Origin of the sequence: Bovifimicola ammoniilytica, assembly GCF_025567085.1 — a bacterium.
Lineage (GTDB): Bacteria > Bacillota > Clostridia > Lachnospirales > Lachnospiraceae > Bovifimicola > Bovifimicola ammoniilytica.
The window spans coordinates 71,057-90,168 of record NZ_JAOQJN010000008.1 but is presented as its reverse complement, the minus strand read 5'-3'; the positions used below and the strand labels follow the sequence as shown (position 1 = coordinate 90,168).

At 35.0% G+C, this 19,112-nt stretch carries 18 protein-coding genes and 1 riboswitch; of the genes, 17 read left to right on the top strand and 1 reads right to left on the bottom strand.

The annotated features are described in order from the left end of the window. Positions 1-4: 4 nt before the first annotated feature. From OCV48_RS11070 to OCV48_RS10995, 16 genes are all read left to right on the top strand, one after another. The gene (locus OCV48_RS11070) at positions 5-1,477 is read left to right on the top strand and encodes an aminotransferase class I/II-fold pyridoxal phosphate-dependent enzyme (RefSeq protein WP_147591941.1); all 1,473 of its coding nucleotides are present in this window, start codon (positions 5-7) and stop codon (positions 1,475-1,477) included. Positions 1,478-1,603: 126 nt separating this feature from the next. Further along, positions 1,604-2,194, top strand: a complete 591-nt coding sequence (locus OCV48_RS11065) for a nucleoside/nucleotide kinase family protein (RefSeq protein ID WP_021982205.1) — start codon at positions 1,604-1,606, stop codon at positions 2,192-2,194. Between the two features lie 162 nt (positions 2,195-2,356). Next, entirely contained in the window at positions 2,357-2,797 is a 441-nt protein-coding gene (locus OCV48_RS11060) for a YaaR family protein (RefSeq protein ID WP_021982206.1), read from the top strand. Positions 2,798-2,929: 132 nt separating this feature from the next. After that, positions 2,930-3,922 carry a DNA polymerase III subunit gene (locus OCV48_RS11055; RefSeq protein ID WP_021982207.1) on the top strand — a complete coding sequence of 331 codons (993 nt, stop codon included), beginning with the start codon at positions 2,930-2,932 and terminating at the stop codon, positions 3,920-3,922. Positions 3,923-3,959: 37 nt separating this feature from the next. Continuing rightward, a complete protein-coding gene (locus OCV48_RS11050; RefSeq protein ID WP_021982208.1) occupies positions 3,960-4,865 on the top strand; it encodes a PSP1 domain-containing protein in 906 nt (301 codons plus the stop codon). Further along, positions 4,858-5,595 carry a tRNA1(Val) (adenine(37)-N6)-methyltransferase gene (locus tag OCV48_RS11045; protein WP_021982209.1) on the top strand — a complete coding sequence of 246 codons (738 nt, stop codon included), beginning with the start codon at positions 4,858-4,860 and terminating at the stop codon, positions 5,593-5,595. The genes OCV48_RS11050 and OCV48_RS11045 overlap by 8 nt, the downstream gene beginning before the upstream one ends. A 32-nt stretch (positions 5,596-5,627) precedes the next feature. After that, positions 5,628-6,470, top strand: coding sequence for a 16S rRNA (cytidine(1402)-2'-O)-methyltransferase (rsmI, locus tag OCV48_RS11040; RefSeq protein WP_147591940.1), 843 nt, complete (start codon positions 5,628-5,630; stop codon positions 6,468-6,470). Positions 6,471-6,631: 161 nt separating this feature from the next. Beyond that, positions 6,632-8,821: a DHH family phosphoesterase gene (locus OCV48_RS11035; protein WP_262559677.1), complete on the top strand. Its 2,190-nt coding sequence runs from the start codon at positions 6,632-6,634 to the stop codon at positions 8,819-8,821. Positions 8,822-8,876: 55 nt separating this feature from the next. Then, complete coding sequence (rplI, locus tag OCV48_RS11030) at positions 8,877-9,323, top strand: 50S ribosomal protein L9 (protein ID WP_147591939.1); 447 nt, start codon at positions 8,877-8,879, stop codon at positions 9,321-9,323. Between the two features lie 14 nt (positions 9,324-9,337). Next, entirely contained in the window at positions 9,338-10,675 is a 1,338-nt protein-coding gene (gene dnaB / locus OCV48_RS11025) for a replicative DNA helicase (RefSeq protein ID WP_147591938.1), read from the top strand. Positions 10,676-10,795: 120 nt separating this feature from the next. Then, positions 10,796-11,623 carry a MerR family transcriptional regulator gene (locus tag OCV48_RS11020; protein ID WP_147591937.1) on the top strand — a complete coding sequence of 276 codons (828 nt, stop codon included), beginning with the start codon at positions 10,796-10,798 and terminating at the stop codon, positions 11,621-11,623. A gap of 152 nt (positions 11,624-11,775) precedes the next feature. After that, entirely contained in the window at positions 11,776-13,242 is a 1,467-nt protein-coding gene (locus tag OCV48_RS11015; protein WP_147591936.1) for a LuxR C-terminal-related transcriptional regulator, read from the top strand. A gap of 62 nt (positions 13,243-13,304) precedes the next feature. Then, on the top strand, positions 13,305-14,171 hold the full coding sequence (locus OCV48_RS11010; RefSeq protein WP_021982216.1) for a response regulator: 867 nt from the start codon (positions 13,305-13,307) through the stop codon (positions 14,169-14,171). Continuing rightward, positions 14,135-14,202: riboswitch (cyclic di-GMP riboswitch) on the top strand. (Overlaps the previous gene by 37 nt.) A 424-nt stretch (positions 14,203-14,626) precedes the next feature. Then, positions 14,627-16,030, top strand: a complete 1,404-nt coding sequence (locus tag OCV48_RS11005; protein ID WP_021982217.1) for a helix-turn-helix transcriptional regulator — start codon at positions 14,627-14,629, stop codon at positions 16,028-16,030. A 24-nt stretch (positions 16,031-16,054) separates the two neighbouring features. Then, positions 16,055-17,464 carry a hypothetical protein gene (locus OCV48_RS11000; protein ID WP_021982218.1) on the top strand — a complete coding sequence of 470 codons (1,410 nt, stop codon included), beginning with the start codon at positions 16,055-16,057 and terminating at the stop codon, positions 17,462-17,464. Between the two features lie 200 nt (positions 17,465-17,664). After that, the gene (locus OCV48_RS10995) at positions 17,665-18,126 is read left to right on the top strand and encodes an Hsp20/alpha crystallin family protein (RefSeq protein ID WP_021982219.1); all 462 of its coding nucleotides are present in this window, start codon (positions 17,665-17,667) and stop codon (positions 18,124-18,126) included. Between the two features lie 242 nt (positions 18,127-18,368). Here the strand turns inward: OCV48_RS10995 and OCV48_RS10990 are convergent, their stop codons facing one another. After that, positions 18,369-18,539: a DUF362 domain-containing protein gene (locus tag OCV48_RS10990; RefSeq protein WP_021982220.1), complete on the bottom strand. Its 171-nt coding sequence runs from the start codon at positions 18,537-18,539 to the stop codon at positions 18,369-18,371. 270 nt (positions 18,540-18,809) lie between these two features. Between OCV48_RS10990 and OCV48_RS10985 the strand changes: the two genes are divergently transcribed. Next, on the top strand, positions 18,810-19,013 hold the full coding sequence (locus tag OCV48_RS10985) for a DUF1858 domain-containing protein (RefSeq protein WP_021982221.1): 204 nt from the start codon (positions 18,810-18,812) through the stop codon (positions 19,011-19,013). The last annotated feature ends 99 nt before the right edge of the window (positions 19,014-19,112 follow it).

Below are 19,112 nucleotides of genomic sequence, written 5' to 3'. Positions count from 1 at the left end.
ATATATGTCTGATTTATATAAAAAGCTTATTGAATATTCGAATAGTGATTATTACCCTTTTCATATGCCGGGACATAAAAGGAATATTGAGGACGGAGTGAGTCCGTTCTCTTATGATATAACAGAAATAGATGGTTTTGATAATCTGCATAATCCGCAGGGAATTCTTAAGATTGCAATGGAAGAGGCGGCAGATTTCTATGGTACTGATAAGACATATTACCTTGTAAATGGCAGTACATGTGGGCTTCTATCAGCTATATGCGGGGTTACGTCAAGAGGTGATAAGATTCTTGTGGCAAGAAATTGTCATAAAGCTGTATACAATGCGATTTATCTTAATGAACTTACACCTGTATACATTAATCCGGAATATATTGAAATGTATGGGATTAATGGTGGTATATCTCCCGAGGCGGTTCAATATGGATTGGCAGAGAACCCGGATATTAAGGCGGTTATAATTACCTCGCCTACATATGAAGGAGTTGTATCTGATGTACAGAGAATTGCTGAAATTGTGCATAAAAAAGGCATACCTTTGATAGTTGATGAGGCGCATGGAGCACACTTCGGACTACATAAAGGTTTTCCGCAAAGTGCAGTAAAATCAGGAGCCGATATTGTAATCCAAAGTGTTCATAAGACATTGCCATCACTTACGCAGACAGCTTTACTTCATATCAGAAGTGATATTGTGAATGTCAGTGAGGTCGAAAGATTTCTGCATATATATCAGAGCAGCAGTCCGTCATATGTGCTTATGAGCAGTATAGACGAGTGTATCAATAAGCTTAAGTCGGATGGTTTATTCTTGTTTGAGCCATATGTAAAAAGATTAGAAGTTATGTTAACTCACGAAAAACAGCTTACACATCTGAAGATTGCAGGACGTGAAATAGTCGGAAAAAATGCAGTATATGATTTAGATCCATCGAAGATAGTGATTTCAGTAAGAGGGACATCATATACAGGAAGCCGTCTGTATAGGGAAATGCTAGAGAAATATCATCTGCAGTTAGAAATGGCGGCGGGAGATTATGCCATAGCGATGACTTCACCTATGGACACTGAGGATGGATTGTTAAGATTATTTATGGCAATGGTTGAAATTGACAGGGATATGAGAATATATGGTGATGATACGAAAAATGAGGATGTCAGTTATATGATTCCAAAACCAATTGTTATGGAGAATATCTATAAAGCGACACATTCTGATACAGAAGAGTCACTTATAGAAAATGCTGTCGGAAAGATTTCAAATGAATTTGTATATCTTTATCCACCTGGAAGCCCTATATTAGCACCTGGAGAACTTATAACGAAAGAAATAGTTAAACTTATAAATGATTATAAGGCAAGTGGTCTTAGTGTGGAGGGACTACATGATACATCGGCTGAATATATCAGGATAATTAAAGAAGAATTCAGAAGAATTAATCTGACAAAGGGATATTATCATCTGAATGTTTAAAATATAAAGAAAAATTATTAATACGAAAGGCAGAAATGCGAAATGGCAGAAGGCTATAAATTTTATAGAAATAATTTGAAGTATGTGGAATTTGATGCATAAATTGCCAATGAAAGGAAATGTAAAATGGGCAGAATATTTTATGTTATGGGCAAAAGTTCAGTCGGAAAAGATACGATTTATAATATGCTCGTTAATGATAAAGAATTAGAACTTAAGACAATTGTGGGATATACTACCAGACCGATGCGTGAGGGCGAAGTAAATGGCAGGGAATATTTCTTTGTAAATGAAGATGAACTTGAGAAGTTAGAGCAGGCAGGCAAGGTCATTGAGAAAAGAGGATATAATACGGTATACGGAGTATGGAATTATTTCACAGTTGATGATGAGAATATTAATCTTAATGAGAATAATTATGTACTAATAGGTACATTAGAGTCATACAGAAACGTAAGGGATTATTATGGAAATGAAGTTGTAGTTCCGATATACATAGAGGTCGATGACGGTATCAGACTTATACGTGCAATAAACAGGGAAATGACTCAGAACACGCCTAAATATGAGGAATTATGTCGTAGATTTCTAGCTGATACAAAGGACTTTGCAGAAGAGATTCTAGACGAATTAGATATTAAAAAGAAATATAATAATGAAAGTCTGGAGAAATGTTATAAAGAGATAAAAGGCGAGATAATGAGACTAAAGCAGTAGTATATTAGCGTATAAGTGGTAGATAATGAGATAAAACAGTGTTTTATTTGTGCATAAGTGGTAGATAATGAGGAAAAAGCAATAGTTTACTATCACTCCAAAATGTGATAATATATCAGATATAGAGATAAGTAACACTTCACTTTGGAATGGAGAATGTTTATGGAGATAAAAGTTAATGAAATACTTAAATCGGCTCCGGTTCAGAACACAAGTCATGTACAGGAGACAGATGGTAATTTTAAATTTATACTTGCAAGCAATATCGAAGAAGCGGGTTTTCAGGAAAAAGTAGTTGCACTTATGAATGAGATATCAGAGCAGGGCAAGAAGTTGTCGAAACACACTGATGTCAGGGATATGAGAAAATACCGACAGCTTATTAAAGATTTCATTAATGAAGTTGTATATCGTTCACATGAATTTTCAAGAGAGAACTTTTTAGATAAAAGAGGCAGACATCGTGTATATGGCATAATCAGGTTAGTTGATGAGAACCTTGATAAACTTGCCGAAGAACTTCTTAAAGAGGAGAAAGACAATCTTAAGATTCTTAATCTGGTAGGAGAAATAAGAGGTCTGTTGTTAGATATTATAACATAAGTCAAAGGTTTGCTTAGGCATATTAATCTTTGTTCCCAGGACGTAAATGTCTGAGAAATTGCAAATAAAATTTCAGATTTTGTTTTGCGAAAAAGATTATTTGAGAAAGATTGCTCAGACAGGAGGTAGACTATGGCAGGATTAGAAGATATTTTAGGAAATGAACACATTGTTGAACATTTCAAGAAAGCAATAGAGAATAATAAGATTTCACACGCATATATAATTAATGGTGAAAAAGGTATGGGAAAGCGTACGGTTGCAAAAGCATTTGCAATGACCCTGTTATGTGAAGAAAAAGGTACAGTTCCATGTATGAAATGCCATTCGTGTGTACAGGCGCTTACAGACAATAATCCTGATTTGATAATGATTACACCTGATAAACCTACAACATTGTCTATCGACCATATCAGACAGACACTTGTAAATGATGTTGAGTTAAAACCATACAGTAATTCTCATAAAGTATATATAGTTGAGGATGCTGAATTAATGAATAATGCTGCACAGAATGCTATACTTAAGACTATAGAAGAGCCACCTGAATATGCAGTTATTATTCTGCTGACTACTAATATTTCTGCATTGCTACAGACAGTACTATCAAGATGTGTTAAACTTGATATGCAGCCACTTAAGAAAGAAGTTGTTAAGAAATATCTTATGGAGAAAGAAAAAGTAGTGGATTATCAGGCAGATATTGCGGTGTCATTCGCAGGAGGTAATCTTGGTAAAGCCATAGAACTGTCGAAGTCACAGGATTTCGCAGAAATGTTAGATGAAGTAATCCAGTTACTAAGATATATAAAAGATATGCAGGCTTACGAGGTCGTAGCGGCTGTTAAAAGAGCCAGTGAATACAAATTCAGATTTACGGATTATATTGACCTTATGATATTATGGTTCAGAGATGTGTTAGTATATAAGGCATCACAGAATGTAAATGAACTTATTTTCAAAGATGAGATACAGACAATAAAGAAACATGCGGCAAAATCTTCTTATAATGGAATTGAGCATATTCTAGAAGCAATGAATAAAGCTAAATTAAGATTAAAGGCAAATGTTAATTTTGATGTTGCAATAGAGATGATGTTCCTTACGATAAGAGACAATATATGATGGTCAGACAGATAATAGAAATGGAGAAAAACAAATAATGGTAAAAGTTATTGGTGTCAGATTCAGGAAGACAGGAAAGATATATTTTTTCGCACCGGGCGATTTGGCAATTGAAAAAGGACAGCACGTAATCGTTGAGACAGCAAGAGGTGTGGAATATGGTTCAGTTGTTCTCGGAATCAGAGAAGTGGCAGATGATGAGATTACACCACCACTTAAAAGTGTTATCAGGATTGCAACAGAAGAAGATGACAGAAAAGAAGAAGAGAACAGAGAGAAAGAGAAGAATGCATTTAAAATCTGCCAGGAAAAGATTCAGAAACATGGTCTTGAAATGAAACTTATAGATGCAGAATATACATTTGATAATAATAAAGTATTATTTTATTTCACAGCAGATGGAAGAATTGACTTTAGAGAATTAGTTAAAGATTTAGCGGCAGTATTTAAGACAAGAATTGAATTAAGACAGATTGGCGTAAGAGATGAGACAAAGGTAAGAGGCGGATATAGTATCTGTGGACGACCTCTTTGCTGCAGCACATATCTTACAGATTTTGTGCCAGTATCTATAAAGATGGCTAAAGAACAGAATCTTTCGCTCAATCCAACTAAGATATCAGGTGTATGCGGACGTCTTATGTGCTGTCTTAAGAATGAGGAAGAGACATACGAAGAACTTAACAGCAGATTACCTGCAATTGGCGATACAGTTACAACTAATGACGGATTAAAGGGAGAGGTGCAGACAGTAAGTGTACTCAGACAGTTAGTAAAAGTATTAGTTGAAGTAAATGATGAGAAAGAAATAAGAGAATATAAAGCCGAAGACTTGAAATTCAAACGTAGAAAGAGACATAATTCCGAAAATATTAATGATGAAGAATTAAAGGCACTTGAAGCGTTAGAACGTAAGGAAGGAAAGTCAAAAATCGATGACTAATGTGTTATTAGAGGGCGAAAGATTAGATGATTTAGAGCGCAATGGCTACAAAATTATCCAGCATAAAGACAAGTTCTGTTTTGGAATGGATGCTGTATTACTTTCCTCTTTTGCAATTGTAAATGAGGGTGAAAATGCAATTGACTTAGGAACAGGGACGGGTATTATTCCGATTCTGTTAGAAGCTAAAAGTAATGGCAGACATTTTACAGGGCTTGAGATACAAAGCGAGAGTGCAGATATGGCGGGGCGCAGCGTGAAATATAATAATCTCCAGGATAAAATAGACATAGTGGAGGGTGATATTAAGGAAGCTTCTTTGATGTTCAAGAAAGCTTCCTTTGATGTGGTAACCTCTAATCCACCATATATGAATGATAATCATGGAATTAAGAACCCTGATATGCCTAAGGCAATAGCCAGACATGAGATTCTCTGCACACTTGATGATGTGGTAAGAGAGGCAGCATTATTATTAAAGCCAGGTGGAAGATTCTATATGGTACACAGACCACACAGGCTTACAGAACTTATTATGACATTGAAGCAATATAAATTAGAGCCTAAAAGAATAAAGTTCGTATATCCGTTTGAGAATAAAGAGGCAAATATGGTGCTTATCGAGAGTGTCCGTGGCGGAAAAAGTATGGTTAAGGTCGAGAGTCCGTTGATTGTATACAAAGAACCTGGAGTTTATACAGACGAGATACATAGAATATATGGTTTTTAGGCGATAGTTCAGATAAAAAAGGAGGCTAAGTTGTGAGTGGCAAATTATTTTTATGTGCAACACCAATAGGGAATTTAGAGGACATAACTTTCAGGGTATTAAAGACTCTTAAAGAGGTCGATTTAATAGCTGCTGAAGATACAAGGCACAGTATTAAATTATTAAACCATTTTGAGATTCAGACTCCGATGACAAGTTATCATGAATATAATAAAGTTGATAAGGCAAAATATCTCGTTAATCTGATGCAGGAGGGCAAAAATATTGCGGTAATAACAGATGCGGGAACTCCAGGAATATCGGATCCGGGAGAAGAACTGGTAAGGCAGTGCTTTGAAGTGGGAATAGAGGTTTCATCATTGCCTGGTCCGGCAGCATGTATTACGGCACTCACCATGTCGGGACTTAAGACGAGAAGATTTGCATTTGAGGCATTTTTGCCAAGTGATAAGAAAGAAAGACAGCAGGTCTTAGAAGAACTTAAGGACGAGACAAGAACTATGATTATATATGAAGCACCACATCATCTGGTGCAGACACTTAAGGAATTAGAAAGTGTATTAGGAGACAGAAAGATTACCCAGTGCAGAGAGCTTACCAAGAAATATGAAGAGGCTCACCAGACGACTATAGGTTCATTAATCAGTGAATATAAAACAAAAGAACCAAGAGGTGAATATGTCTTAGTTATTGAGGGCAAGACCTTTAAGGAAAAGACAGAAGAGAAGCAGAAAGAATGGGAAAGTTTGTCAATTAATGAACATATGGAATATTATCTGGATCAGGGAATTGATAAGAAGGAAGCTATGAAAAGGGTGGCTAAGGACAGAGGCGTAAGCAAGCGTGACATTTATAGAGAATGTATAAATGAGTAAATGAGAATTTGATTATTTATATAATAAATGTTATAATGTTCCACATAGCATTAGCAGATATGGAATGAGATAAAACAGTAAGTGACATTTTAAAATATATGCAGATATGGATATATGATATATATTACTTTTAAGTGAAATCTTAGAACTATGGTGATTATATGATAGAAGATAATAAAAATAAAATAAAAACAGAAAATAAGACGAATAAGAATACTGTCGGAAATAATATAGATATCCAGAATTTAACTGGCAAAAATACAGATGGTAAGAACGTGGAGAAGACGAAAAATAAGAAGAAAAGAAACAGAAAGAACCTTATGCATAGCAGATTGCATGGGCATACAGCTTTCTATTTCAAATTGCCTATGTATTTCGCAATTTTATTATTGCCTGTGGTTATATGGACATATTCTGATGATATACAGGCAGGTTTCGTATTGAGCATTGTGGTAACATTTTATCTTATTTTTTCCATTGGTTTCTTTTATTATGGCAGAAACAGATATTTGCAGGAATTAGTTGATTTTGCAATGGATTATACCCAGGTGCAGAAGAAACTGATTAAAGGATTAGAGCTTCCATATGGATTAGTTGATAAAAATGGTAAATTTCTATGGGGCAATACAGCCTTGAATGAAATCTGTGGGGGCAGCAGTTTTAAGAATATTTCAGAGGTATTTCCGGAGATTACTAAAGATTCGTTGGAATTTAAGGAAGATGAGAAAGAGAAACCATTTTCTTATATGACATATAATGCAAGAACCTACAGAGTGGAGTTCAACAGAATCAATGTCGATGAAGATTTTAGCTCAGAGAACAGAGAAGATGAGGATTATCTCGTAGCCATATATCTCTTTGACGAGACAGAGATTAAACGTCTGACTAAAGAGAATATCGAGCAGAAGATGGTTGCAGGATTAATCTATATCGATAATTATGATGATGCATTAGAAAGTGTAGAGGACGTAAGACGTTCATTACTTATTGCATTGATAGACAGAAAGATTAATAAATATTTTTCAGCATATGATGCGGTTATCAAAAAGCTTGAGAAAGATAAATATTTCATAATAATTAAGCAGAAATATGTCTCTGTATTACAGAGTAATAAGTTCTCAATCTTAGACGAAGTTAAAGCAGTAAATATCGGTAATGAGATGGCTGTTACCATAAGTATCGGTCTCGGTGTAAATGGTGAGGAATATGCACAGAACTGTGAATATTCGAGAGTTGCCATAGATTTAGCACTTGGACGAGGTGGTGACCAGGCTGTTGTTAAAGACGGCGAGAAGATTTATTTCTATGGAGGTAAATCTAAGCAGGTTGAGAAGAATACCAGAGTTAAGGCAAGAGTTAAGGCCCACGCATTAAGAGAATTATTAGAGACAAAGGACAAGGTCCTTATTATGGGACATAAGATAGGTGACATAGATTCCTTAGGTTCGGCAATCGGTATCTACAGAGCTACACAGGCTATTAATAAACCTGCACATATCATTATAAATGAAGTAACATCATCGATAAGACCAATGCTTGATTTGTTCTTAGAAAGTGATGAATATGATGAAGATATGTTTATTAAGAGTGAAGATGCCATGGAGATTGTGGATAATGCCACAGCTATTGTAGTAGTTGATGTCAGCAGACCAAGCTATGTGGAATGCCCTGAGATATTATCAAAGAGTAAGGACATCGTCGTATTAGACCACCACAGAAGAAGCAGCGATACCATTGAAAATGCATCACTTTCATATATTGAACCTTATGCTTCATCGGCATCTGAGATGGTTGCAGAGATATTACAGTATTTCTATGACGGAATTAAAATCAGACCTGTTGAGGCTGATGCAATGTACGGTGGAATTATGATTGATACTAATAATTTCGCTAATAAGACAGGTGTCAGAACATTTGAGGCAGCAGCATTCTTAAGAAAATGCGGTGCAGATGTGACAAGAGTGAGAAAATTATTCAGAGATTCTTTCGATGATTATAAAGCTAAAGCTAAGGCAATTGGTTCAGCGGAGACATTCAATGATGTATATGCTATGGCAGTGTGTCCGTCAGAGGGTATAGAAAGTCCTACAGTGCTGGGGGCACAGATTGCAAATGAATTATTGAATATAAGAGGCATCAGGGCAACATTTGTTCTGACTGAACATAATAATAAGGTATATGTAAGTGCCCGATCAATGGGAGACTTAAATGTACAGCTTATAATGGAAAGATTAGGTGGTGGCGGTCACTTAGATACCGCAGGAACACAGCTTGAAAATGTATCGATAAGTGAAGCTAAGAATATACTCAAAGAAGTTGTTACGAAGATGCAGGAGGAGAAAGAAATTTAAAGCTGATTTATACTATTATCAGAATATAGACTATAATGACAGGAGGCAAAACATAATGGAAGTTATTTTATTAGAAAATGTACCTAAATTAGGCAAAAAAGGTGAAGTTATAAAAGTAAATGAGGGTTATGCAAGAAATTGCCTGTTTAGAAAGAATTTAGCAATCGAGGCAACAAGTATAAACCTTAACAATCTTAAATTACAGAATGCAAATAATGCCAAGATTGCAAAAGAAAAATTAGAGGAAGCTAAGAAATTAGCTGAAGAATTAAAAGAAGCATCGGTAACTGTGTCTATAAAGACGGGAGCAGGTGGCAAGACATTTGGTTCTATTTCAGGTAAAGAGATTGCGCAGGCTATCAAGGACCAGTTAAATATGGATATTGACAAGAAGAAACTTCATATAGAAGAACCTATTAAATCATTAGGAACACATATCGTTAAGATAAAACTCCATCCTGAAGTAACAGGTGAATTAGCTGTTAAGGTTAAAGAGATTTAAGAAAGAGGTAAATTGTGGACGAGGCACTTATAAGAAGAACGTTACCGCATAGTGTTGAGGCAGAACAGTCAGTAATCGGTTCGATGATAATGGATTCTGATGCTGTTATGGCAGCGAGTGAGATTCTTACGGCAGAAGATTTCTATGGGAATCAGTATGGAATATTATTTCAGGCAATGGTCGAATTATTTACCGCAGGCAAACCTATTGACATAATTACATTGCAGGATAAATTAAGCCAGATGGACGTACCGGCTGAACTTAGCAGTATTGAATTCATAAGAGATCTATTAGCAGCAGTACCGACTTCTGCAAATGTCAAATATTATGCAAAGATTGTCAAAGAGAAATCGACTTTAAGAAAGCTTATTAAGATAAATGAAGATATTGCAAATACCTGTTATGTTGGTAAAGAGAAATTAGATAATATCCTAGATGAAACAGAGAAAAAAGTATTTGGAATATTACAGGCTAAAGATGGCGGGGATTATGTACCAATCAGACAGGTTGTAATTAATGCGATGGAGAAAATCGAGGTTGTATCTAAGAATAAAGGTCGTGTTACCGGAATACCAACAGGTTTTACAGACCTTGATTATATGACATCTGGTTTTCATGAGTCAGATTTAATATTGATAGCTGCCAGACCTGCTATGGGTAAGACGGCATTTGAATTAAATATAGCAGATTATATGGCATTTAAGAAGAATAAGACAGTAGCCATATTCAGTCTTGAAATGTCAAAGGAGCAGTTGGTAAACCGTCTGTTCGCACTTGAATCAAAGGTTGATGCGCAGAAGTTGAGGACTGGAGATTTAGATGATTCCGATTGGGAGAGACTTATAGAGAGTGCCAACATAATTGGTAATTCTAATCTGATTATCGATGATACGCCAAGTATTTCGATTGGAGAACTCCGTTCTAAATGCAGAAAATATAAGCTAGAGCATGATTTGGGAATAATTATAATCGACTACCTGCAGCTTATGACAGCGGGTGGAAAGCAGGAAAGCAGGCAGCAGGAGATATCGGAAATATCACGTTCTCTTAAGGCTCTTGCAAGAGAGTTAGATGTGCCTGTTGTGGCTTTGTCACAGCTAAGCCGTGCAGTTGAGGGCAGACCTGATCACAGACCGATGTTATCAGACCTGCGTGAATCTGGAGCAATCGAACAGGATGCCGATATGGTTATGTTCCTATATAGAGATGATTATTATAATAAAGAAAGCGAGAAAAAGGGTATTGCTGAAGTAATTATTGCCAAGCAGAGAAATGGCCCTATAGGAACAGTTGAGCTGTTATGGTTGCCTAATTATACAAAATTCGTCAATTACGATGCGAAAAAATCATAAAAACAATGAATACCACATTGAAGAAGTTGTCTTTAATGTGGTATATTTTTTTCGAATAAAAGATTTTATAACTCGAAAATATACAAATAGTGTATAAGGCTACACAGAAATGAGGGGATTATGAAAGAAAAAAGATATATTATTTCAGACGCATCAAAGTTAATCGAGGTAGAATCCCACGTTTTAAGATACTGGGAAGAAGAATTAGGAATTGATATTCCGCGTAATGAAATGGGACACAGGTATTATACCGATTATTACATAGAGTTGTTCAAGAGGGTTAAGGAGTTGAAGGACGGAGGGTTTCAGCTTAAAGCAATTAAAATGCTGATTCCGGAATTAACGAATATGAATACAAGGGAAAATGAGAGCATTGAAGGGCTGCGTGAAGAATTATTTAACAGGCTGACAGATTATGGTGAAGCAGCGGTTGATGATAGTGGAGATAATACATTTACAGGGAATGGCGGAAATGCCAATAATGTTAATAACGCATTTGTGAATGACGGAGGAAATGATATTGATAATAATGTAATGGTGAATGATAAAGACAAGACGAATAACGGTATGCTATCAAATGTTAAAGATAAAGAAGAGATTTATAACAATGGGGAACGCAAAAGTGAACTTATGACTACTGATAATGGATCACAGGGAAATATTTCAGAACGGACTAATAATGGTAAGTTAGAGCAGTTCCAGTCCATAATTTCCGAGGTGGTGTCAAATGCACTTAAGGAGAATACGGGAATGTTAGGGAAAGAGGTAAGCGAAATCGTATCGGACAATGTAATTAAAGAGATGGATTACCTTATGCATATACGTGAGAAGCAGGAGGAAGAAAGGTTCAAGAAGTTAGATGAAACAATTAGGAGTTGCCAGCTTCACAGAAAGGAAAGTGCGAAAATAAAGAGAGGGATATTCTCAAAGATAAAGAAGATTATGTGAATTATATGATTAGAGATAAATGTCGCCTTATATAAAGGTGACATTTTGTATGTTAATATAATAATTGGCAGGATATTCTAAACTACACTTACGGATAGTACAAAAATATAATAAAATGTCATAAAATATAAGAAAACAGGAGGTGAGTGCGTATGCTTAAAAACAGGGCAAATGAACGTTTTAATCCGGAAGAATTGGACAAACTGTTATTACAGAATAATTTAGAAGAATTAAAAACACAACTTTTGAAAATATTCTGGGGACCTTGCGCCTTAAGTGGTTTTAAAAATTGTGATAAGTACATATTTGCATTTCCTGAAGAAGAGATAAAAGCTACACCATATCTGTCAACCGCTGCAGCAATTATATGCTCAATATATGGAGATTTAAACAAGGCTCGTGAATATGCACAGTGTGTTGATCAAATTGAATTTATGAGATTACATTTAGATATAATTATTCCGGCACGAAATAATAATAAATTCTGGCATGCAGTCAGAAAACTTTCGTCAAATGCCGACTATATGAAACCTAATTTACCTATTGCAGCAGGAAGAGTAAGCCTTATTAATGGTTTTCGTGATCTATCAGAGTATAGAGATTTTATTAAGGGACATAAGGGAGAGGTAAAGAAATGTTTAAGTGCATTGTATGGTGACAGTGCAATAGGAATGTATGAGGTTGCATATGCGGAAATTTGTTATATGGAAGATGACTGCTTTGGCGCAATAGCATCGTTAGTTGGAAATATTCCGATTATTGAACAGAACGGAGAGGTCGCAGTGCTGTTTGCAGCTTTATATCTGCAAATGCGAATTATGATTGCTACGGGTCAGATTGCAGTTCTATATCCAATGTTAGACCAGATTTATAATAAGATTACATCGACAGACAGCAGGTGGTTAACAGAGAATCATAATTCATTACGTGCGTGGGGTGCGATGTATGATAACGATATAACAGAGGTTAAGAAGTGGCTTGAGAATGAATCACCAAACGAATATGGCAGATTGTGCATGACAGACGTATTTCGTTATATGATAAAAATGCGTGCATATTTAATTGAGGGCAAATATTATTCGGTAGTTGCAATTGGTGAATTATTAAGAAAAATATTGCAGGACGGACATCGGGTTATAGATTTGTGTGAATTAAAGCTATTGTGTGCGATAGCATATTATTCTGGTGGAAAATGTGATGAAGCATATGGATTAATGGACGAGGTTATAAAAGTAGCTAAGAAAAGAAAATTAGACAGATTAATTGCAGATGAAGGTGAGAAGGCATATCTGTTATTAAGAGATTACAAACGAAATCGTAATATTAAAGAAGTTGGTCTAAACAGTTATATCAATCATCTGATAGCATTGTCTAAGAAAATGGCATTATTATATCCTGATTATCTCAAGGAATGTAGAAAAGATTTCCCAAGTCTTACGGAAACTGAACGTGAAGTGTTACAGTTAATGGCAAATGAAAGAACAAATTCAGAAATTGCATATTTTATGGGAATCAGCATAAATACAGTAAAATTTCATTCCAAAAATATATATAAAAAGTTAAGCGTTAATAACCGCAGACGTGCGGTAAAGGTTGCAAAAGAAAATAATATTTTGTGATTTACGCAGGAAATGAAATATTTGTATAGAACTACTACCACTGAATATCAGGAGGGACGATTATGAAAAGAATTTTATTTGTAGCAGATTTTAATGATACGGCCCATTGTATACAAGAGGCTATGTTAAGTCGGTATCAGGTTCAGTTGTGTTCTATGAAGAATGCGGAAGATGTATCGCATATGATTAGAATGTTCAGACCGGATATGGTGGTGGTATTTATAAGTTGTTATCAGAATATAAGTTCAAAGCTATTCTATATCCTGACGATTGTACATGCAGCTATTCCTATAATTACCATAGGTAAAAAAGAAGATACGATGCAGTATGAGATGCTGTATTCTAAAACGCAGTATACACATTTATATAGGCCTATTAAGAATAGGGATATTATGAAATGCATTGCGGACAGATTGCATATAACGGAAGATGAAAATGCAGAACATAAAGATATATCAGATGTAAGTAACTATATAGAAAATGAGGATAAAATTAAAAACAAAACGGATATATGGGATGAAGCTGAATTGGATAATGAAGCTGATGCTGACAAACGAAAACATATTTTGCTGGTAGATAATGATGATGAAATCTATAACGATATGAAATCAATTATTGGAGACAGATACAGAGTATCAGCAGCGGGTACTGAATTACAGGCAATGCGTATGTTAGAAAAAGACAGACCGGATATGATGTTTTTAAGCTATGAAATGCCTCTGTGTGAGGGGAGGATAATGCTGGAAATGATAAGAAACGATGAGGAATTAAGGAAACTTCCGGTTGTGTTCTTAACGAAGATTGCAGAAAAGAGAAATATTGCATCAATTATCAGATTAAAACCTGCAGGTTGTATCTTAAAGCCACTTGATAAGGAAATAGTTACGAGAATTATTGAGAAATGCATGGATGCAAAGCTAGAAGTCTAAGGTATATTACATAGATAGTTCGGTTGCAATAATACGAAAAGTTTTATTGCAGCTTTTTTTGTGTCTTGGAATAATAGTATATTTTTAGATAGAATTTGCCTTTAAGAAAAAGATTAAAAATATACCAAAATAAGATATAAGAAAATATAAATGTTGTGGGAACAATTAAAGAAGTTATTATATAAATAGAACAATTAAATATCGTGCAAAAGCTACACAAATGTTATAAAAACTGCAGTTAGAGACAAATGTCACCTTGAATATGGGTGACATTTGTTTATAATATAGACATAAATCTTGTAATATATATAATATTGATTAGAGATTAGAGATTAGAGATTAGAGATTAGAGATTAGAGATTAGAGATTTGAAACTTGAAAGTTGAAGTATAAAGCATAAAGTTTGAAATCTGAGTTTTAATTATTAGATTTAAGAAGAGAGGAACACTACACGAATGAAGATAGATTTAGAAAACAGAAAAAGAATTTTGTCTGTAGTCGCATTGGCATTTTTCAACTTTGTATTTCTGGGCGCAGAATATATGTTTGACAATATGATGACATATGTTGCAAGTTCAGAGAGTGTGGTGTTGGCAGAAAGCTATATTCTTGGAGCAAGCTGTATGGGATTCTTCTTATATCCGATACTGGACAAAATCATAAGTGGCAGCAGCAAATACATTATGGCATTTGCAAGCGCATTGGCCGGTATAATATGCATTTTTACGATATGCAGGCACAGTTCGTATATGTCAGTATTGCTGCCGGGGTGTCTGTTGTTTGCTGTATTAGGAATATTAGGAGGTGAGATTCATTATATATTCAGCGTTGTCATAAGCGAGCGTAAACATTTAGCAGAAAATATTGGTATTGCGTATGCACTTGGTATATTTATGCAGTTTATTAATAATAATCTGGTATTTAGTGAACTTGGAGAATCGGTATTCGTAGCAGTGACACTAGCAGTATTCGTGGTGCTGATTATGAAGTTAGAAGATTATATACCAGATGAAAATGTATTGTACATAAATGGAATGGGAAATATGAAGAGCCCTTTAATTGCAGGTGTAGCCTTGACACTTGCAGTTGTACTTATGAGCTGCATTTTCTCTACATTAAATATTTCCGTAACTTTAGTACACGCAGGCGGGAGCGTCGATATTGGACAATGGCCACGGCTTATTCTTGCTCTAAGCGGTCTGATGGCAGGCTTTATATATGATATTGGTGAACGAAAATATATGAATATTACAATGTATTGTGTAACGCTGTTGTCTACAATATGTGTCGTAGTTACTGAACTGGGAGGACCTTTCTTAGTTGGGTTAATACTTTTCTACATCTCGGCAGGGTTCTTTGTTGTGTTCTTTTCTACAGCATTTATAGAGTTGTCGGGGAATACGAAAGTCCCGAAACTTTTTGCGGGACTTGGGCGTGCTACTAATAATTTGTGCGCCATACTTACGGGAGCGTTGTCAGTTGCCCTGCTTAAGAACGACGTAATGCTAATTATAATCACAGCTTTATGCCTGTTTGCGTTGATAAGTATTGTTCTGTATATTTATTCAAATCAGTTTGAAAGAAAAACAGATACAGATGAAAAGGAAAAAGTGACTTATGAGGCAGATGAAGAAGAAAAATTCCGGACATTCTGTGAGAAATTCTCACTTACGCCAAGGGAAAGTGAAGTGCTGAAAACGCTGTTAATTTCTGATGAAAATGTACAGGATATAGCGGTTAAAATCTCAATGTCGAGAGCAGTGTTATACAGACATATAACCAATTTGAATAATAAAACTGATACGAAATCACGTATTGGTCTTATACAGTTTTATTATAATTGGAGAAAGAATGTATAAAATATGAGAAAGCAGGTGAGAAATATGGTTAAGACAAAGAAGAAAAAGTCATTAAAATTTAAGAATAAAATGGCATGGTTACTAGGCTTAGTTATGATATGTGTGTTTGGGACAATGCTATCAGGTGAAAATGTGCAAGGCGCAGATGTAAGATTAGTTAATCCTAAGACGGTAACAGTAAACATTAAGTCAGGACTGGAATTATTAGATACTTTTGGACCATACATTAAAGTTGATGATTGCGTGGTAACAGATAATATGGTTAATGTGGAAAAAGCTGATATGCATAAGATATCAATTCTTCCGCAGTTTGGATATTCCATTGAGGCTAAAATTAATGGAGATAAAGTAGATGGTGTGGAAGAAGATGGCTGGCAGGTCTACACCGTTGCAGAAGCAGATATGTATGATATCGAGATAAGTAAGGCGGGCAGCGGTGTCTATACGGTTACCTGGGCTTATGACGATACATTTGGTGAAGATGGTAAGGTTGCAAATGGAAGTGTCAGGATAATCTCAGCAATACTGCCTGATGGAAGCAACGGCATTGAAAATATAAATGACCAGAATGAAAAAGTTGGTCTGGTGGCAATTAAACCTGATAGTATGGTTACTGTAAAAATTAAGCCTGATTATGGTTATCAGTTTGTGGCAGGTTCATTAAACGGAAACACAATAACAGCAGGCAGCGAAGTCAGTACATTTACATTTATAATGCCTCGTACAAATCTTCATCTGAGTGCTTTATTTACTAAGACAAATGATATTATTAATACAGAGAGTTCGGATGTGAAGTCAGGAAGCATTTCTAATGGTGAAAATGTTGTGGATTCAGGCAATATCCGACTAGAAGTTAAGGATTTGTCAGAAAATGAGGCAGCTGTTTTAGAGGGTGATATAAAAGAAAATGTGGGAAATGACGTGGTAAGCGCATATCTTGACATGAATTTATACAGTGTTATTAATAAAGGAAACAAGACTGAAGCATGGGAAAATAAGTTAACAGAACTTACCAATAATCTGACAGTTACATTTAATCTTGCTGATGATTTAAAGGGCAAAGATGGCAGCTTTTATATAATTCGCGAGCATATGGAGGCTGACGGAAGCAAATCATTTGCTAAGATACCGGTTATCTATGATAAGGAAAACGGTACAATTTCATTTGACACGGATAAATTTTCGACATATGCACTTGTATATAGCACAGATGATAATAGCAGAAATGATTCTGATAATAATGATAATAATAGCAATGAAGTTATTGGTAAGAACGATAATAACAATTTAGAAGAGAAAGCAACAGATACAAAAACGTCAAATGCAAAAGCTCCAAAGACTGGTGATACTACGCAGGTTATGGAATTAGTAATAATAATGATTGCAGGAATTATTGTTGCTGTGTCCGCATTTAAAAATAGAATAAATGAATAAAAAGAATGTTCACAAAATGTTCACAAAAAAATAGCACTCACCTCTTGACATTGCTAATAATAAGTGTTATATTACACCTAGAACAAAGGAAAGGGATGCAAAAAAAGGATATGAAGTAAGTCCTATGAGCTCCCTGAACATCCCAGTTCCAGAGAAACATGGTAAACAAACATAGTATTTTAGAAAAGGAGAGATGACTTATGTTAATGCCTAGTATTTTTGGAGAAAATTTATTTGATGACTGGTTTGATGATTTCCCATTTTATAATGATAAAGATATGAGAAATGTGGATAAGAAATTATATGGTAAGAAAGCAGGAAGAATAATGAAAACCGATATTAAAGAGAATGATAACGGTTATGAATTAGAAATTGACTTACCTGGATTTACAAAAGATGAAGTTAAGGCTTCACTTGAAAATGGTTACCTGACAATTAGCGCAGCTAAAGGTCTTGACAAAGATGAAAAGGATAAAGAAACTGGACATTACATTCGTAGGGAACGTTATGCCGGAGCATGTGAGAGAAGCTTTTATGTTGGCAGTGAAGTAAAACAGGAAGACATTAAAGGTGAATTTAAACATGGTATCTTAAAACTCTTTGTTCCAAAGAAAGAGGCCAAAGAAGTTGAAGAAAACAAATATATTGCTATTGAAGGATAATCTTAGATAGAAGAATCTTATATAACCTGTTAAATATAGAAAAGAGGCGATAAGTTATGGCAGATAAGAATCCAAAACATCCACTTAAAAAGAAACAGGTCAAAAGTAAAGAAAAGAAAAAACATATCTATGAATAATAGATAATACAAAAGATAATAATAATTAACAAATAAGACCATTACACCTAATATAGTTAGTGTAATGGTCTTATTATTTTGTCTTATTTTAAAAATGTGGAATGATTATTCTGCAGAGATAACGCCTGCTGGACATCCGCCTTCACAAGCTCCGCAATCGATACATGTATCAGCATCGATAACGTATTTGTCTGCACCCTCAGAGATTGCTCCTACTGGACAGGCGCCAGCGCAAGCTCCACACATTAAACATCCGTCGTTAATTACGTGTGCCATAATTCTTCCTCCTTTAGAATATATAAGTAAATCGCAGATTTGTGTTCAAATCTTATTGCTATTTTAATACAAATAGAGGAACTATTCAAGTATTTTTACGTTCTAAATAAAGTGCAATTACAAAATAAAGTTGCATTAATAAATGCCGTGTAATATAATGTATGCGATGGCGAAAAAAGTGATAATTGTGCCATAAAGTCATTATTTGTTTAGCGATGTTAATACGAATAATGGCATAAAAACCGGAACATCGCAGAAATGAGGTAATTTATGTCAAAAGTTTCAAAAGATATGTTAATTGGTGAAATTGTTAGAATAGATGATGGAATTATTCCAATTCTCCTTAGTTCAGGAATGCATTGCATTGGTTGTCCTTCTGCACAGGGTGAAAGCCTTGAAGAAGCAGCAATGGTTCACGGATTAAATGCTGATGAATTAGTATCAGAGATTAATGATTATTTAGCAACAAAATAATCGGGTAAATATAAAATAAATTGAAAGCCTTGTATGGCAGAAAAATGTATCCTGTGAAATATATAAAATCAGGATACATTTTTTTGTTTGCTCAAATTT

Excerpts from the sequence above, each read along its gene's own strand:
- OCV48_RS11005 (WP_021982217.1), top strand. The coding sequence starts at position 14,627 with ATGAAGATAGATTTAGAAAACAGAAAAAGAATTTTGTCTGTAGTCGCA.
- OCV48_RS11070 (WP_147591941.1), top strand. The coding sequence starts at position 5 with ATGTCTGATTTATATAAAAAGCTTATTGAATATTCGAATAGTGATTAT.
- OCV48_RS10990 (WP_021982220.1), bottom strand. The coding sequence starts at position 18,539 with ATGGCACACGTAATTAACGACGGATGTTTAATGTGTGGAGCTTGCGCT.
- OCV48_RS11050 (WP_021982208.1), top strand. The coding sequence starts at position 3,960 with ATGGTAAAAGTTATTGGTGTCAGATTCAGGAAGACAGGAAAGATATAT.
- OCV48_RS11065 (WP_021982205.1), top strand. The coding sequence starts at position 1,604 with ATGGGCAGAATATTTTATGTTATGGGCAAAAGTTCAGTCGGAAAAGAT.
- OCV48_RS11060 (WP_021982206.1), top strand. The coding sequence starts at position 2,357 with ATGGAGATAAAAGTTAATGAAATACTTAAATCGGCTCCGGTTCAGAAC.
- OCV48_RS11010 (WP_021982216.1), top strand. The coding sequence starts at position 13,305 with ATGAAAAGAATTTTATTTGTAGCAGATTTTAATGATACGGCCCATTGT.
- OCV48_RS11020 (WP_147591937.1), top strand. The coding sequence starts at position 10,796 with ATGAAAGAAAAAAGATATATTATTTCAGACGCATCAAAGTTAATCGAG.
- OCV48_RS11055 (WP_021982207.1), top strand. The coding sequence starts at position 2,930 with ATGGCAGGATTAGAAGATATTTTAGGAAATGAACACATTGTTGAACAT.
- OCV48_RS11000 (WP_021982218.1), top strand. The coding sequence starts at position 16,055 with ATGGTTAAGACAAAGAAGAAAAAGTCATTAAAATTTAAGAATAAAATG.
- rplI (WP_147591939.1), top strand. The coding sequence starts at position 8,877 with ATGGAAGTTATTTTATTAGAAAATGTACCTAAATTAGGCAAAAAAGGT.
- OCV48_RS10995 (WP_021982219.1), top strand. The coding sequence starts at position 17,665 with ATGTTAATGCCTAGTATTTTTGGAGAAAATTTATTTGATGACTGGTTT.
- OCV48_RS11045 (WP_021982209.1), top strand. The coding sequence starts at position 4,858 with ATGACTAATGTGTTATTAGAGGGCGAAAGATTAGATGATTTAGAGCGC.
- OCV48_RS11035 (WP_262559677.1), top strand. The coding sequence starts at position 6,632 with ATGATAGAAGATAATAAAAATAAAATAAAAACAGAAAATAAGACGAAT.
- OCV48_RS10985 (WP_021982221.1), top strand. The coding sequence starts at position 18,810 with ATGTCAAAAGTTTCAAAAGATATGTTAATTGGTGAAATTGTTAGAATA.
- OCV48_RS11015 (WP_147591936.1), top strand. The coding sequence starts at position 11,776 with ATGCTTAAAAACAGGGCAAATGAACGTTTTAATCCGGAAGAATTGGAC.